General features: G+C 41.9%; 8 protein-coding genes and 2 pseudogenes. 3 read left to right on the forward strand and 7 right to left on the reverse strand.

Features of this window, described 5'->3' with window-relative positions; translation table 11 throughout:
- Positions 1–17: 17 nt before the first annotated feature.
- Positions 18–113, forward strand: a pseudogene (locus tag ICL16_RS15070) (DNA-binding response regulator); the annotation flags it as partial.
- Positions 114–226: 113 nt separating this feature from the next.
- Positions 227–448 (forward strand): annotated as a pseudogene (locus tag ICL16_RS45665) (ATP-binding protein); the annotation flags it as partial.
- A gap of 368 nt (positions 449–816) precedes the next feature.
- On the opposite strand, the gene ICL16_RS15075 reads toward ICL16_RS45665, so the two are convergent.
- The 3 genes from ICL16_RS15075 to ICL16_RS15085 all read right to left on the reverse strand — a co-directional run bounded on the left by ICL16_RS15075 (position 817) and on the right by ICL16_RS15085 (position 4,881).
- Positions 817–1,266, reverse strand: a complete 450-nt coding sequence (locus ICL16_RS15075) for an Hsp20/alpha crystallin family protein (protein WP_190829093.1) — start codon at positions 1,264–1,266, stop codon at positions 817–819.
- Positions 1,267–1,574: 308 nt separating this feature from the next.
- The gene (locus ICL16_RS15080) at positions 1,575–4,184 is read right to left on the reverse strand and encodes a two-partner secretion domain-containing protein (protein WP_190829095.1); all 2,610 of its coding nucleotides are present in this window, start codon (positions 4,182–4,184) and stop codon (positions 1,575–1,577) included.
- Positions 4,185–4,446: 262 nt separating this feature from the next.
- Complete coding sequence (locus ICL16_RS15085; protein WP_190829097.1) at positions 4,447–4,881, reverse strand: Hsp20/alpha crystallin family protein; 435 nt, start codon at positions 4,879–4,881, stop codon at positions 4,447–4,449.
- A gap of 284 nt (positions 4,882–5,165) precedes the next feature.
- Here ICL16_RS15085 and hisC point away from each other — a divergent pair, with 284 nt between their 5' ends.
- The gene (gene hisC / locus ICL16_RS15090) at positions 5,166–6,215 is read left to right on the forward strand and encodes a histidinol-phosphate transaminase (RefSeq protein ID WP_190829099.1); all 1,050 of its coding nucleotides are present in this window, start codon (positions 5,166–5,168) and stop codon (positions 6,213–6,215) included.
- On the opposite strand, the gene ICL16_RS47245 is transcribed toward hisC, so the two are convergent.
- The 4 genes from ICL16_RS47245 to ICL16_RS15110 all read right to left on the reverse strand — a co-directional run bounded on the left by ICL16_RS47245 (position 6,207) and on the right by ICL16_RS15110 (position 15,036).
- Positions 6,207–7,250, reverse strand: coding sequence for a PDDEXK nuclease domain-containing protein (locus ICL16_RS47245; RefSeq protein ID WP_190829101.1), 1,044 nt, complete (start codon positions 7,248–7,250; stop codon positions 6,207–6,209). The genes hisC and ICL16_RS47245 overlap by 9 nt on opposite strands.
- A 40-nt stretch (positions 7,251–7,290) precedes the next feature.
- On the reverse strand, positions 7,291–9,807 hold the full coding sequence (locus tag ICL16_RS15100; RefSeq protein ID WP_190829103.1) for a tetratricopeptide repeat protein: 2,517 nt from the start codon (positions 9,805–9,807) through the stop codon (positions 7,291–7,293).
- Between the two features lie 113 nt (positions 9,808–9,920).
- Positions 9,921–13,664 (reverse strand): magnesium chelatase subunit H, encoded by a 3,744-nt coding sequence (gene bchH / locus ICL16_RS15105; RefSeq protein ID WP_190829105.1) that lies wholly within the window; start codon positions 13,662–13,664, stop codon positions 9,921–9,923.
- A gap of 61 nt (positions 13,665–13,725) precedes the next feature.
- Complete coding sequence (locus ICL16_RS15110) at positions 13,726–15,036, reverse strand: DUF6519 domain-containing protein (RefSeq protein WP_190829107.1); 1,311 nt, start codon at positions 15,034–15,036, stop codon at positions 13,726–13,728.
- Positions 15,037–15,076 lie beyond the last annotated feature (40 nt).

The following is a 15,076-nucleotide window of genomic DNA, read 5'->3' on the forward strand; positions in this document are numbered from 1 at the left end:
GTGTGAAGTAACACTATATGAGAGTGCTGCTAGTTGAAGATGAACCAGATTTGGGCGCGGCGATTAAGCGCACTCTTACCCAGCAGAAGTATTTGGTAGACTGGGTAATAGACATAGCAGTGAAAAACAATGTAGAGACTTTGTCCCATCGCGTCTATACAAGGGTTGTAGACAACGCATAATTAATTTTTGGAGATGTCTAATGGAGACTACGCTACCATAAAAGCGGATTTTTGATCGCTTCTATCGGGTGAATAGCGATCGCTCTCGTAGGACTGGCGGTTCTGGTTTAGGATTGGCAATTGCGATGGCGTAGACGCGGAGCGGCTTGTCGTCAGACATCGTTCTTGCACATCACGGCAGTTTAAATGTACAAAGTGAATTAGGTAAAGGCAGTACATTTACGATTCTATTACCCAAAAAAAGCCCCAGCACAAAGCTGGGCTGAAAATCGTCAAATTATAGTTGTATTGAACACGATAGTCTTGCCTAATTCAAGTTGTTGCCAAATTGGCAAGTAAAAAGCTTCTTGTTATTGAGTAGTGACATTTGCCTAATTTTATAGTACAATTGTACCAAATAAAGCAGACATCAGAGCATCAGGGATTGCATCTATCTCACAAATCCTCATGCGTAGGTAGGGTTGAAGAGGAATTAAATTTCCTCTTTAACCTTTTTCGCGTTTTGAAATACCAAGATCCCCGACAACTTTTACGAAGTCGGGGATCTTCGGAGATATTTCAGTCCGTTTTAACTGAATGCACGCTATTAGCCATGAACTTCAGTTCATGGCGTACCATGCACATTTGCTAGCAATTAACCAGCAGCTTGCTCCAAGTTGACTTTGACAACTTTGTTCTTTTCAGGTTCAGTCTTTGGTAGTGTCAAATTCAAAATACCGTCTTTGTATTCTGCAGTAACATTGCTATTCTGAACTTGCGCAGGTAGAGGAATCACGCGCTGGAATTTACCGTAGTGGAATTCGCTACGGGTTACACCGTTTTCTTCAGTCTTGTTTTCAGACTTGCGCTCACCACTAATGGAAACAGCACGAGAAGTGACTTGCACATCCAAGTCTTTAGCTTCTATTCCTGGAAGTTCTAGCTTCAAATGAATTACATCTTCAGTCTCTTGCAATTCAGCAGCCGGAACGCTGACAAAGCCTTTTTCAAATACTTCTGGTGATACTCTAGTATCTTCAAACAAACGGTTGATTTGACGTTGCAAAGAGTTGAATTCTTGCCAGCGGTTGTAACGAACTAACATCTTGGTTATGCCTCTTCTCAATCTGATTTACAACTTAATTTTTAGCTTTGATTATCATGTTATTCATAAATAATTAAGTTATAAATTCGGTTTTTATCACTAAATAAATGATGATTGCCGAACCATAAAATAGCTGTATTTAAAGGTAGAGAAAATTGTAATATACTGGTACGGTAAACCAAACAAATTCTCATGATTTTAACTAGCGGGATAAAAGTAGAATGTTAAACCCAACACAGTATAAGTCGCTAAGAGCAAGATCCCTTCTAGCCAGTTAGACTAGGGTTAACACCAGATCGCCGCTTCGGCTAAGAACCAGTGCAAAGAGCGGGTTTCTGCCAAGGACTATGAGGCGTAGTGGGTGTATTAGCTGTAAGAACCACTTCTCCTTTTTCATTAATCACCCACCCAGTAGCTTCTACGATGCGTTCTGGTGTAGTGCTAGTTGGTTTGGCGCTGACAAACGATGGGGAGCGGTTGTCACTGTTAGGGTTGAGAGTAATTAAATCCACTAGCACTGCATCAGGTGTCAATATATTATCGGGACTGGGAGCTAATCCACCGCGTCCGGTGATAGTAAATGAAGTGCCTCTTTGCTTACTACCAACAGCGCAGCTTGTGTCAATTTGATTTGAAGCATCAGCTAGATTCGTGGGCAGTTCTACTAAGCCAAAGTTAGCATCAATATATGGTATGTTGAGTTCTATAATACCGCTAAAATTTGGGCTCGTTTGCGAAATGGCGGTGATGTCATTTGTTAATAACTGACTTGGTTCTAAATCTTTAGGGCGTAACCGCTCTAGCTCCTTTTGACTCAGTGGCGTAATTCCAAATATATCAGCAGCCCTAATGGTGATTCTCCCTCCCTTACCACTGAATGCATTGGCTGTAATGTCACTGTTTTCATCTGGTACTGCGACGATAAAGCCATTGCGAGCATTGATGGCAATGTTGCCACCATCACCACCTGTCTGGTCATTACCCGCACTAGTAGAGATGGAACTCTCACGACGCAATAAAAGTAAGTTTCCGATGTGAGCTTCAATATCTCCACCCCTACCCGATGTGGAGGTCGCATTAATCAGACTTTTATTGTCAAGTGTAATGGTATCTGCCACAATGCTAATTTTTCCAGCATCGCCCGTGCCCTCAGAGTTGGTACTTACATTTGCCTTGTTCGGTAAGTTGATGCGGTCTGCCACTGTAATGTTGATGCCTCCTGCGTTACCTGTGCTACTTTTACCCGTAATGCTATTGACTGATGAATTTTCAATCCGCAAAGAATTTGCACTGATATTGATTTTTCCAGCGTCACCCGTGTCATATGTGCTACTGTTTATATCTGTGTACCGTAGTATCTCCAACGAGCCTGCAACATTAAAGTTGATTTCTCCGGCGTTACCTTTGTTGAACGCACGGTTCTTGATCCCCGAATTTTCAATTTGCAAAGAATTTGCACTCAGGTTGATATTTCCAGCGTTAACCTTCCTAAAGGAATCGGTAATTATACCAACTCCGTTTAGCACTAATGAACCTGCGACATTAATGTTGATTTCTCCGGCGTTACCTATGTCGCTGTACGTCTGACTACCTATGCCTACATTATTTTCGCTCAGCAAAGAATTTGCAGTAATGTTGATTTTTCCAGCGTCACCATTGCCATAAATGTTAGTATTTATACCAATTATGTCCTGAAATTTGATTGGACCTGCGATATTAATGTTGATTTCTCCGGCGTTACCTGTGCTATTTCCCGCCGCATCGCTTCTGAGCTGCACCGAATTTTTGAGCGCAAGAGAATTCGCATTAATGCTGATTGTTCCCGCGTTACCTGTGCCTAATCTCTGAGTACTCACGCCACTGTTATTCTCAAAGGTGATGTTGTTGGCAATCAGCTTAATTTGTCCGCCATTCCCCGAACTGTAGGCGATAGAGCTGATGATGGACTCATTGACATTTACCTGTTTGCCCACAATGCTGATTTCTCCCCCGTGAAGATCGCCTTGGGTATCAGTGACTATAATTGACTGTCCACCCAGACGAATGAAATCACCAGCAAGAGCAATTCCCCCACCACCAACTCCTGTTGTACTCACGAACGATTTACCAGAAAACTGAACGTCGCCAAAACTGGGAGCGCCAGAATAAGAAAGCTTCCACCCCTCTAGTACCGGGACGAGATTCACAGTCCCATTGTTCACACTGCCGATTTCAATACGTCCTGCTGGTGCCTTGAGAATACCACCCTCAACCGACACATTCTCTGACACTAATGCTAAGGTTTGCCCAAATTTGACTTGCAATTGAGTAACGCTAGTGTCAAACTGGGGAAACAGTCTTGTGCTAGTAATATTCTCAGGATAGACGATTGAGTGCCCTGGTCCTGTTACCTTAATTGTTCCTGGATTTGAACCGAATTGCAACCCCAAAGGAACGCTAACCGTTAATAGAGGGGGGGTGTTTGAAGCAGTGGCACTAAAGAAGGTGTCATCGGCAAAATTTATACGAATAGCAGTACTACCAATAAATGAACCGCCAATATTCAAACTGGCTTTTGGCCCAAATATAATCCCATTGGGATTGATCAGAAATAGGTTAGCATTGCCTGACGCTTTAATTAACCCATCAATATTAGAAACTGACCCACCCGTTACTCTACTAATAATGTTCTCAATGTCAACAGCATTGTTAAATATTGCTTCGCTATCAGTGAGAACAGAAAACTCAGAGAAACTGTGGAACAGATTACCGCCTGCTTGCGTTCCGCCTGTGATATTGAGGGTGCTGCCATCTGGCGTGACGATGGAATTATTTGGAAGAGTACCATCCGGGGTAATTTGGGCGATCGCACAATTTGCAGCCAAGACAAATGTACTACTTAGAATTCCCCCGAAAACTTGTTCCAAGTTCAAACGCATAGATACCCCCGGTCGTAAACCCGAACCCACCCCCATACATACCACTCTTAGTTGGTTGTAGCTACTGTATGATACTAGTTTTTATTTAACAAAAGCCGTTCGGTACTGTTTGTCGAGAGAGAATTTTGATGTAAGCTAAAGCTCACTTGAAATATATTTCAGTCCGTTAAAACGGACGAGGGCTATGAAGCCTTGAACTTGAGTTCTGGGCTTCATAGCCATGTACTAATAAATCATTCTTTACTACCAATTAACCAGCAGCTTAAGCTAAGTTCACTTTGACAACTTTGTTCTTTTCTTGTTCAGTCTTTGGTAGTGTCAAATTCAAAATACCATTTTTGTATTCTGCTGCAACGTTGGTGTTTTGAATGCGAGTAGGTAGAGGAATCACGCGCTGGAATTTGCCGTAGTGGAATTCGCTCTTAAACACACCGTTTTCTTCAGTCTTGTTTTCAGACTTGCGCTCGCCACTAATAGCAACAGCATTCTCTGTTACTTGAATATCTAAGTCTTTGGCTTCCATTCCTGGAAGTTCTATTTTCAGGTGAATTGCATTTTCTGTTTCTTTGATTTCCGCTGCTGGAACTCGTGCAACAGAGCTTTCAATTGATGTTGGTGATATGTTATCTTCAAACAAGCGGTTAATTTGACGTTGGAGAGTGTTGAATTCTTGCCAAGGGTTGTGACGAGATAGCATATCGATTTATCCTCCTTTCAGTTTGTTTTGCAACTTAATTGCTTGCTTTGATTCTTATGTTATGGCTTAAAAAATAAGTTGTAAATTCGGTTGTTATCACTTGGGGATGATGATTACCGAACAAGAAGATGAGGTATTTTGAGGTGTGGAAAATTGCCAGATATTGGTACGGTAAACCCAACCAAGTATAATTATTTAAGTAGCAAGAGAAAAGTAAAATATTTAAAGTTTGTAGTCAGCACAAGAGCTTTGACTGCGGGTTGCTAACTCTAAAAAGGTGCGCCATGACTGAATACTTTCGCGCTAATGTAGAGGCAATGGCTGGCTACGTTCCTGGTGAACAGCCTAAACCTGGTATCCAAATTATCAAACTCAACAGCAACGAAAACCCCTATCCTCCAACACCTGCAGTGATGGCAGTGCTGCGCAATTTTGACGGGGAGTTGTTGCGACGATATCCCAATGCATTCGCACAAGAGTTTCAGCAAGCAGCTAGTAAAGTCTTGGGAGTTCCCAGTGACTGGATTATAGTCGGGAATGGCAGTGATGATTTGTTGAATTTGATGATTCGCGCTTGTGCAGAACCAGGGCGCAAGGTAGTATACCCTGTACCCACCTATGTGTTGTATAAAACTTTAACACAAGTTCAGGCAGCGGAGATTATGGAAATTCCTTACGGTGAGGATTACCGCTTACCTTTAGAGGAACTGATTGCTGTCAATGGTTCTGTGACATTTATTGCATCACCCAATAGTCCTTCAGGGCATGTCGTACCAACTGATGAAATGCGGGTGCTAGCAAGCAAGTTATCTGGAGTGTTGGTAATTGACGAAGCTTATGTAGATTTTGCTGAGGAGGATGCACTGGCGTTAGTTAAGGAATACGAGAATGTAATTGTGATTCGCACGCTTTCTAAAGGTTACTCGTTGGCAGGAATACGACTGGGTTTTAGCATAGGAAATCCACATCTATTAAGTGGACTTTATAAGGTGAAAGATAGCTATAATATAGATGCGATCGCCTGTAAGGTTGGAGCAGCGGCAATCACCGATCAAGCTTATAAAAATGCTTGTGTTGCCAAGGTAAAAACATCGCGGACTAAACTAGCCACAGACTTAAAAAAATTAGGTTTCCGAGTGTGGGATTCCCAAACTAACTTCTTACTAGTGCAGCCTCCCCAAGGAAATGCATCCTATCTCTATCAAAAGCTTAAGGAACAAGGTATTCTGGTGCGCTACTTCCAGCAACCAGGATTGGAAGATAAACTCCGCATCACTGTAGGTACTGATGATCAAAATCAAGCCCTAGTAGAGGCACTAATTGATTTAAAGTAACCTTTTTTCTTCTATAGCCTTCCTAGCTTCTTCTATCTGAGAAGCAAGCTTTTCTTCGTCGGGTAGTTGTAGTTGATATTCTGCGGCTAGAATATTTGGTAAATTAGTTAATGCATAGCGTGCAACAGCTTCATCTTTCTCGCTACACAGTATTAGCCCAACTGGAGGATTTTCTCCTGGGTATGTCCAATGTTCTCTGGCATAGTTAACATAAAAATTCATTTGTCCAGTATCAGCAGGTGTTAGTTTACCTAGCTTCAAATCAATTACTATAAGACATTTCAATACACGATGGAAGAATAATAAATCTACCCTATACCATTCATCGCCAATACGCAAACGTTTCTGACGAGCAACAAAAGCAAATTCACTTCCTAATTCTAGTAAAAAGTTTTCCAGATTATCAATTAATGCTTGTTCTAAATCACTTTCTGAATATTCATCCTTCAAACCTAAAAATTCTAATACAAATGAGTCTTTAATTTCCTGCTCTGGTGTTACAATATCTTCTTGTAACTGCTCTGCGCTATTTTTCAGTAATGAAGCTTTGTTTTGCGAAAGTGCTATTCTTTCGTAAAATTGACTTTCTATTTGTCTTTTGAGTTGTCTTTCGCTCCAGCCTGCCCGTAGTGCTTCACTTTCATAAAATTTTCTAGCTTCTGTGTTCTTAACTGATAGCAGGCGAACATAATGCGACCAAGGCAACGGGAATTCTTTTGCTACAGTGGATATATTAAATTCCGCAGACAGCGTCTGCGGAATTTGCCATTCTAGGTAAAAACGCCGCATCTGTTCTAAATTACGCTCAGAAAAACCTTTCCCAAATCTCGCTGTCAAATCTCCTGAAAGCCTTTTTAATACTGCCGCTCCGTACTCTGCTCTTTTCTCTCCACCCTGCTCAAGTTCTACAATCCGCCGCCCGATTTCCCAATAAGTGGCTGTCATGATTGCATTGATTGAACGAGCGGCAGCACGACGAGATGCTTCAAGAAGTTTGATTAAATCAGTTAGAGTGTTTTCGTATCCGTTAATCACAATTACGCACTTTATTGTGTATAAAAGCCTATTGTACTACTTACACCCTCGCAATTAACTGTTGAAAGCGTCGCTCGCCTGCAATTTCATCAAAATCTATGTCAGTTTCTGCTTCTTCTTTATAACTTGGATTTAGCTCGATCGCTGCTTGCAAATTCTCTACGGCTAACTCAACTTTTCTTTGCAAAGCGTAACAAGCTGCTTTGTTATAAAAAGCACTGGCATAATCTGGTTTAATTTCTAACGCTTTGTCAAAACTTTCAATCGCTTCATCATCATTTCCTAGTCTAACTAAAGCATAACCTCGGTTGTTCCAAGCTTTGAAGGAGTCTGGCTTTAATTCAATCGCTTTGTCAAAAGAAGCGATCGCTTCTTCATATTCCTCTAACTCATCAAGAACAAGACCTCTATTAAACCATGCTACCCCATCATCTGGTTTTATTTGCGTCGCTTTATTAAAAGCGGCAAAAGCATCTTTATTGCGCTGCAAAAATCCCAAAGCTACACCCAAATCACACCATGCTTGATGGTAATCTGGTTTCAATCGAATTGCCTTATTGTAGCAGGCGATCGCTTCTTTATACCGTTTCAACCTTGCCAAAGCGATCCCTTGATTTAACCAAGCAACATAGTTTTCTGGCTGAATTTCTAATGTTTTTGTGTAAGTTGCGATCGCCTCTTCATAACGCTTTTGAGATAACAAATCATCTCCCTGTTGTAGATAATTCTCTGTTGGTACAGGTATTACCTCCTCTACTTCTGTTACTTCTTGGGGTTCTTCTTGTTTTATTTCTACAACTTCCGGAGCCGCATTGAGCATAGGTGGAGATGCAACTGACGAAAATTGCTTAATAATTAAGTCTTTTCTATTTTGTGCATCTCTCTGCAATTTAGATAATTGAGATGTAAACTCCGACTCTAATTTTATTAATCTTTGCTTGATAATTTCTTTTTGTTGTTGTGCGTTTAATCGTAATTCGGAAAACTGCTGGGTAACCTCCTCTCTAGATTTTTCTAATTCCTCGATAATTAACTCTTTTTCTTCTTGAGCGTCTTCTTGCAAATCTGCTATTTTCTCTATAAATTCTGATTGTAATTTCTCTAATTTGAGAATAACTTTGTCCCTTTGTATTTGCGCATCTGCTTGTAATTCTGATAATTGACTTGCAACTTCAGCCCTAGATTGTTCTAAATCCTCTATGAGTAACTCCTTTCGTCTTTGAGCATCCTCCTGCAATTCAGATATTTTCGATGTAAATTCTGGCTGCCATTGCTCTAAATTATCAATTAATTTATTCTTCTTTTGCTGTGCGTCTAACTGGATTTCCGATAATTGAGATGTAAATTGAGATTCTAATTTGCCTAAATTATCAACAGTTACATCTTTCTTTTGTTGAGCATCTTCCTGAAATTCTGTTATCTGTGATACAAATTCTGATTGTAATTGTTGTAAATTGTTCAGGATTTGATTTTTTTGTTGCTCAGTCTCCAACGTATATTGTTGTAAACTTTCCAGAACTTTACTCTTTTGTCTCTCAGTTTCTAATGATAATTCTTTAATTATATTCTCCAAAACTTTACTTTTTTCTTGCTCAGTTTCCGACTGTAATTGCTGTAACTTATTGAATATTTTACTCTTTTCTTGCTCAGTTTCCGACTGCAATTGTTGTAAATTATTTATAACTTTACTCTTTTCTTGCTCAGTTTCCAACTGTAATTCTCGTAAATTGTTGAGAGTTGTATTCTTTTGTTGCTCAGTTTCTGACTGCAATTCTAATATTTGAGAACCGAACTCAGACTTTGATTTATCTATAGTCTCTATAGCTTCATCTTTATGGTGTTGAATACCTTGCTGTAATTCCGACACTTGGTCTGAAAACTCAGATTGGAGCTTTTGTAAACTTTCAATAGTTTTGTGTCTTTGTTGTTGAGTAGCCAACTGTAAATCAGACACTTGAGAAGCAAATTCTGACTCTAGAGTTTCAACCTCTTGCTTAGAGTTCTTGATTAATTGCTCTAATTGTGCTATTGCTTGTTCCTGTGATTGAGATATAACAGAGGGAAGTCGAGATAAACTTTCTTTTTCGAGATTTATCTTTTGTTGAAGAGCTTCTGCTTCTTTTTCTAATTGATTTGTGATACTTTTAGCTTGCTGTATAGTTTTTTCCGCTTCCAGTTTAACACTTCTTAACTGATTTTGTAACTCTCCGAGTCCATTTAGCTGTTCCATCGCTTGTTTAGCCAAATCACGAGCGATCGCCTTACGCAAAAACCACAACGCAACAATCACCGCAACCGGGAGTAGAGTAAGTATAACAAGCCAGATATTAAGCGAGTTACTTCGACGCTGCAAAGCGTTATCTACTTCAGACTCTACTTGTTCGCGAAGGCGATTTGCGGGAACTTGTGCTAATTGGTGGTATTGGGATGCGGGGGTTAGCCCAACAGAGGCAGATGGGATAGATTGAGAACGGGCAAAACCAACAGACAGCAGGAATGGTGAAAAGACAATAGCGCTTCTCAAAAAGGAGTAGACTACTTGATTCTTTTTCTTCATATCAAACACACAATCCGTTGGTAAGTTTTACTAGCTACGGGCATAACTCCAATCTAGCAGTCCAGCAGAAAATTTTCGCTTTTTCACCCAGCCTCGCTTGCTCAACCCAATTGTTAAACTCTCACACCCTCAATCTCCTCATCTGTTAACTCATACAAATCGCGTAACTTGTGTAACTTCTGCTCACCAGGTTGCCAAAAACCGCGTCCGTGAGCTTCTAGCATTCTTCCCACAATATTCCTAAAAGCTTCAGGATTTGCCTGACGCAACTTTTCTGCCATTTCGGAATCAAAAGCATAAGTATCCGCCGCTTGATCGTATACCCAATCATCAGTAAAATCTGCAGTACCGCCCCAACCAATCAAAGCAGTCATCCGTTGAGAAATTTCAAAAGCACCACCCGAACCTTGATTTACCATCGCCTCCGCCCACTTAGGATTGAGCAACTTAGTGCGATACTCCATCCGCAGCAAATCATCCAAATTACGTAGAGTCGTATCCTGAGAAAAACTCTCCACAAAACTAGTGGTAACTTTCTCACCACGTTGTTTTTCTGCAGCCTTCTTCAAACCACCCGTATTAGCGTAATACTCTTGAATATCAGTCAAACCGTACTCAACCGAATCAATTTCCTGAACAATTCGACTAGTACTTTGCAATAACTGAGTCAGCACCTCAGGTCTAGCTTCACCCTTATCCTTTCTACCATAACTAAAAACATTACGACCTTGCCAAGTATCACCCAACTCATCTCCAGACTCCCAACCACCATCAACCACACGCTCATTCACCAAAGAGCCAAAATCACCCGCCGGATTAGAAAACAACCGCGCAGAAACATTCTCCACACCTTGCGCCCGCAACGCCAAACCATGTTTCCGAATAAAATTCTCCTCCTCCGGCTCATCCACATCCGCCGCCCGCGCAAACAAATCATCCAACAACTCAATCACATTCACAAAACTATCACGAAAAATCCCCGACAAATTCGCCAAAACATCAACACGAGGATGCCCCACCTCAGCCAAAGGCAAAAGCTCATAACGAACAATCCGCCCAGTACCCTCATTTACAGGGAAAGCACCCACCAACTCCAAAACAATACCCAAAGACTCACCCTTAGTCTTAATCGCATCCAAACCCCATAACATCACCGCCACAGTCTCCGGATAACACCCAAACTCCTGCAAATGCCCAGCAATAATCTTTTTACCAACCTCCCTTCCTCTCGCATAAGCACCAGCCGAAGGCATCCGATAAGGATCCAAAGCATGAATATTCCTTCCCGTAGGCAAAACCCCCGCACCATCCCGCAACAAATCACCCCCAGGAGCAGGCAAAATATACTCCCCACTCAACCCCCGCAACAAACTCCGCAACTCATCACCACCCTGCCCCAACAACTCCCTCACTTCTCTTTCTTCCTCTTCGCGCCCTTCGCGCCTTTGCGGTTCATTTCCTCCAAAATACCCATCCAAATACCCCGCCATCTCCTCCTCCCCCGGCACATCCCCTAGCGTATGCAACCCAGAAGAAAACAACCTACCCTCCAAAACCTGCAAATACTCGTACAACCGCACCAAATACTCATCAAAAACGCGATCGCTAAACAACCGCACATTCTCCACACTAAACCCAATCCCCAACCTTTTCCCATCCGCAAAAGCACAATCAGCATCCAAACCAGAATCCAAAATCTTCTGACAAATTGGCTCCTTAAGCGCATAATTCTTCACAGGATCTTCACGATACTCCGAAATCAAATCCCGCAAAACCACCAACTCCTTATACAAACCAGCCCTACCATAAGGAGGAACATTATGAGAAATCAAAACCCCATAACCGCGACGCTTTGCCAAAATCGACTCCGAAGGATTATTCGCCGCATATATATATAGATTAGGCAAATCTCCCAACAAAATATCAGACCAAGAATAACCAGTATTACCCAAAGGAGATCCCGGCAACCATTCCACAGTACCATGCATTCCAAAATGAACCACAGCATCAGCAGCAAATCCTAACTGCAACCACTTATAAAAAGCAGCATACTGAGGATGAGGAGTTAAATCACGCTCAAACATCAACCGCATCGGATCACCTTGTATACCCAAAGGAGGTTGTACACCGATCCAAATGTTACCTAACTGAATACCACCAATATGGAATTCATCGCCATAGGTTTTAATTCCTGTACCAGTAAGCGACTTCCATTGCTTTTCAATGCGGGATGTACGGAGATAGCCCAACCATTTTTCTAGAGTTCTCACATTAACAGTAGAACCCCCCCTAACCCCCCCGTAAACGGGGGGGAATTGAACTCCCTCCCCATTGACGCGGGGGAAATTAACTCCCTCCCCGTAGACGGGGAGGGTTGGGGAGGGGTTTTCATCCGCTTCCTTCACCCTACGAATCAACTCCTCCCCATCCGCAGGTAAATCCCCCACAGTATAACCTTGCTCTTTAAGAGCCTGAAGAAATTTGAGTAAACTGCGGGGTACATTCAACAAAGCTGCAGTTCCCACAGCACCGTAACCAGGTGGAAAACCATACAAAATAATTGCAATCTTCTTTTCGGATACAGGTTTTTGTCTGAGAGATATCCAGTTTTTTACTCTACCTATTAATCTTTGTACTCGTTCGGGAATCAAATAAATATTTTCTCCAACCAAACCACCAAGAGGAATGGTGTCTATTGCTCCATCTAATTCTGGTAATGCATATAAAACAACACTTTGCAAGCCGCCGATACCTTGGCGTGTCCAAGAATGAATGTCTTGTATTAGTAGTGGTGCAGCTACGATATATGGTACATTCTTAGCGGAGAGAATTTTTACAGCAACTTGCGTTTGTCGCCCTGCTTCCATTGAACCTGCTGGTCCTCCTACTAAGGGAAAGCCAATCGTAGAGACGATCGCATCAACTTTGACTGCAACAGGAGAAAGAGAGGGAGTTTCTACTTTACCAAGTTGTCTTTGCTGTTGTTCGTAGTCAGTTGTCATCCAATCGCGCACTGCTACATGCCCTTCCACACCGTTGATGAAGATGGGTAAGGGAATTAAACCAGCTTCTTCAAAACGACGAATTAGTTGGGGAATGTATGGTTGTTTGGTAACTACGTGTTTGCGGTAGAGGAGAATACCGACTACTGGGCATTGGGCATTGCTTATTTTCCCCATTACCCTGTTTTGATACCATTCTAGGTATGCTTGTGGTGATTCAAAATAACCTTGGAAATCTGGATGTAATAGCCCTATGTTGGGGGTTTCGATGGGGGAGGGGATGTCACCTACCTTTACACCCAAGTATTTCTCTGCTATTGTCCAGAATAATGCGGCAACGTTTTCTGGTCCGCCTGCATTCCAGTAACCATATATAATTAGCCAGTTGCGTAAGTCTTGTACTTTTTGCACTGGCACGTATTTCAACAGTTTTGGTCCTACTTTTAAAAAGCTAATATAACCTGCAAGTTTATCTTCTTCTCGTCCATTGCTAAATTTGTCGAGGATGAATTTAACTGGTTTGGGCATTCCTTTGGGTTTGTCGCCAATGGCAAATGCACCTAGTTTGGTAACAGCCATCAATTCTAAGGCTGACTCAAATACGAGGCGGATGGGGATATGAGAAATGCGATCGCGTAACCACAATACCTGATCATAGTCAAATAGCAAGCTACCAAAAAACACATCGGCGTTTTGGAGTGCTGCTTCCACCTCTGGGCGCTTGGTGGTAATATCGCGATCGCTAAATACCCGAATGTCTAACTCCTGACAACGAGAGTTAGCCAAAAAAGCTGCCTTCCGGTACAAGTCAGCATTGAAAGATTCAAACCCGGCAATTAAGACGATGCGTTTCATGCCACTCATCGACAAAATGTGTATTTTAGATCAATTTTAGAGGCGATCGCTCTAAATTGCCCTACCGCATCAACCTCAGTTCTTGCCGACAGGACGAGTGACGTTCAGAGGACACAACTATAGCAAGTGGTGCGTAGTGATACTCAATCCCGTGAGGTGATAAAGCTGCTGGTTCGCCGTGTAAATTTTGTTTCCACAGTATATCTCCTGTAGCAGTACGTGCTGGAATTAACCAGTAATCACCAGTACGGTAAGTAGCCCCTGGTTGAAACTGGATTTGTATGCCATTTTCTAGGGTTAACCAACGCTGGTCACCTTCGCCCTCAACAATACTAAGCGCGTTGTCATCACTTAGAGGTAATAATTCTGCTGTTTTTTGAGTAGTATCTTTTTTACCTTGATAATCCCAACGACGTACTTTGGGATTACGCGGGAAATCGCTCAGATTAATGGAACTGTCGATAGTCAAGACGTTACCTTCAACTTTGACGACTTTGACGAGCGTTCCTGGTTTTCCTAAAAGTTCATGAGTGTCGTCGGTTAACTCAATCCATTGTCCACAGCTAATCCCCGTGATGGAATCTCGTCCTGTGCTACTCAAGGTGAGGTTGTTACCATTTTGCTTCAACAAGCGAAAAGCAATGGAACTGTTTTCCCGTGACCATTTGAAGGTAGCTTCCCCATCAGCCTTTCCACCTTTATGAATTTCTACTCGATATAGTTGGTTTTCTACACCATGGTAGCGGGCATCAGGATGAATCATACAATTGTTAGTGTTAGTGTCTACTTTTTTATGAACTCTAGCTTTTAACATACCCCGGTTCTTGGGTTGCCATTTTTCTACTAACTCTCCCCAAGCTGGTTTGATCTCATCACAACTAGTAGCACTTTCTAACTTCTCTGTTTTAACTTGCCAAACAATTTTGGCGCGTGTTGCAGTATCAACACCATTTAGAGCAATTTCACGGATAGTATTATCTTCAATGTAGCTAATGTGACGCTCCCAAACATTGAGGTAAACAAGAATTGGAAATTCAAGTTTGTGAGTATCTTTCTTGATTGGATAGTCTTCCTGATTGTAGTAGGAAAGCTCGTTTTCATTTTCGCATAAGATACCATCTACGTAGTAGTGTCCCACGCCAATGGTAAAGCCCGTGTCATTCTCAGCTACTGGTGTGATGACAAACCCTTGTCCTGCATGAGGACCAATTAAGTCGGCGGCGAGAGTTCGCAAGTAGTGCATTATAATTGCAGCTTGTTCATTCCAGTCTGCATCCAGTTGTACTCGACCCTGTTGCATCAGCACGCGACTAAAGTGCTTATGGGGGTCAAAACTATTGCGGCTAAAATCTCCTCTAAATTCACCTTGCATATTTGTTCTCCTCAAAAATCTTGAATTGCTTAAATCTTCA

Origin of the sequence: Iningainema tapete BLCC-T55, assembly GCF_014698965.1 — a bacterium.
GTDB lineage: Bacteria > Cyanobacteriota > Cyanobacteriia > Cyanobacteriales > Nostocaceae > Iningainema > Iningainema tapete.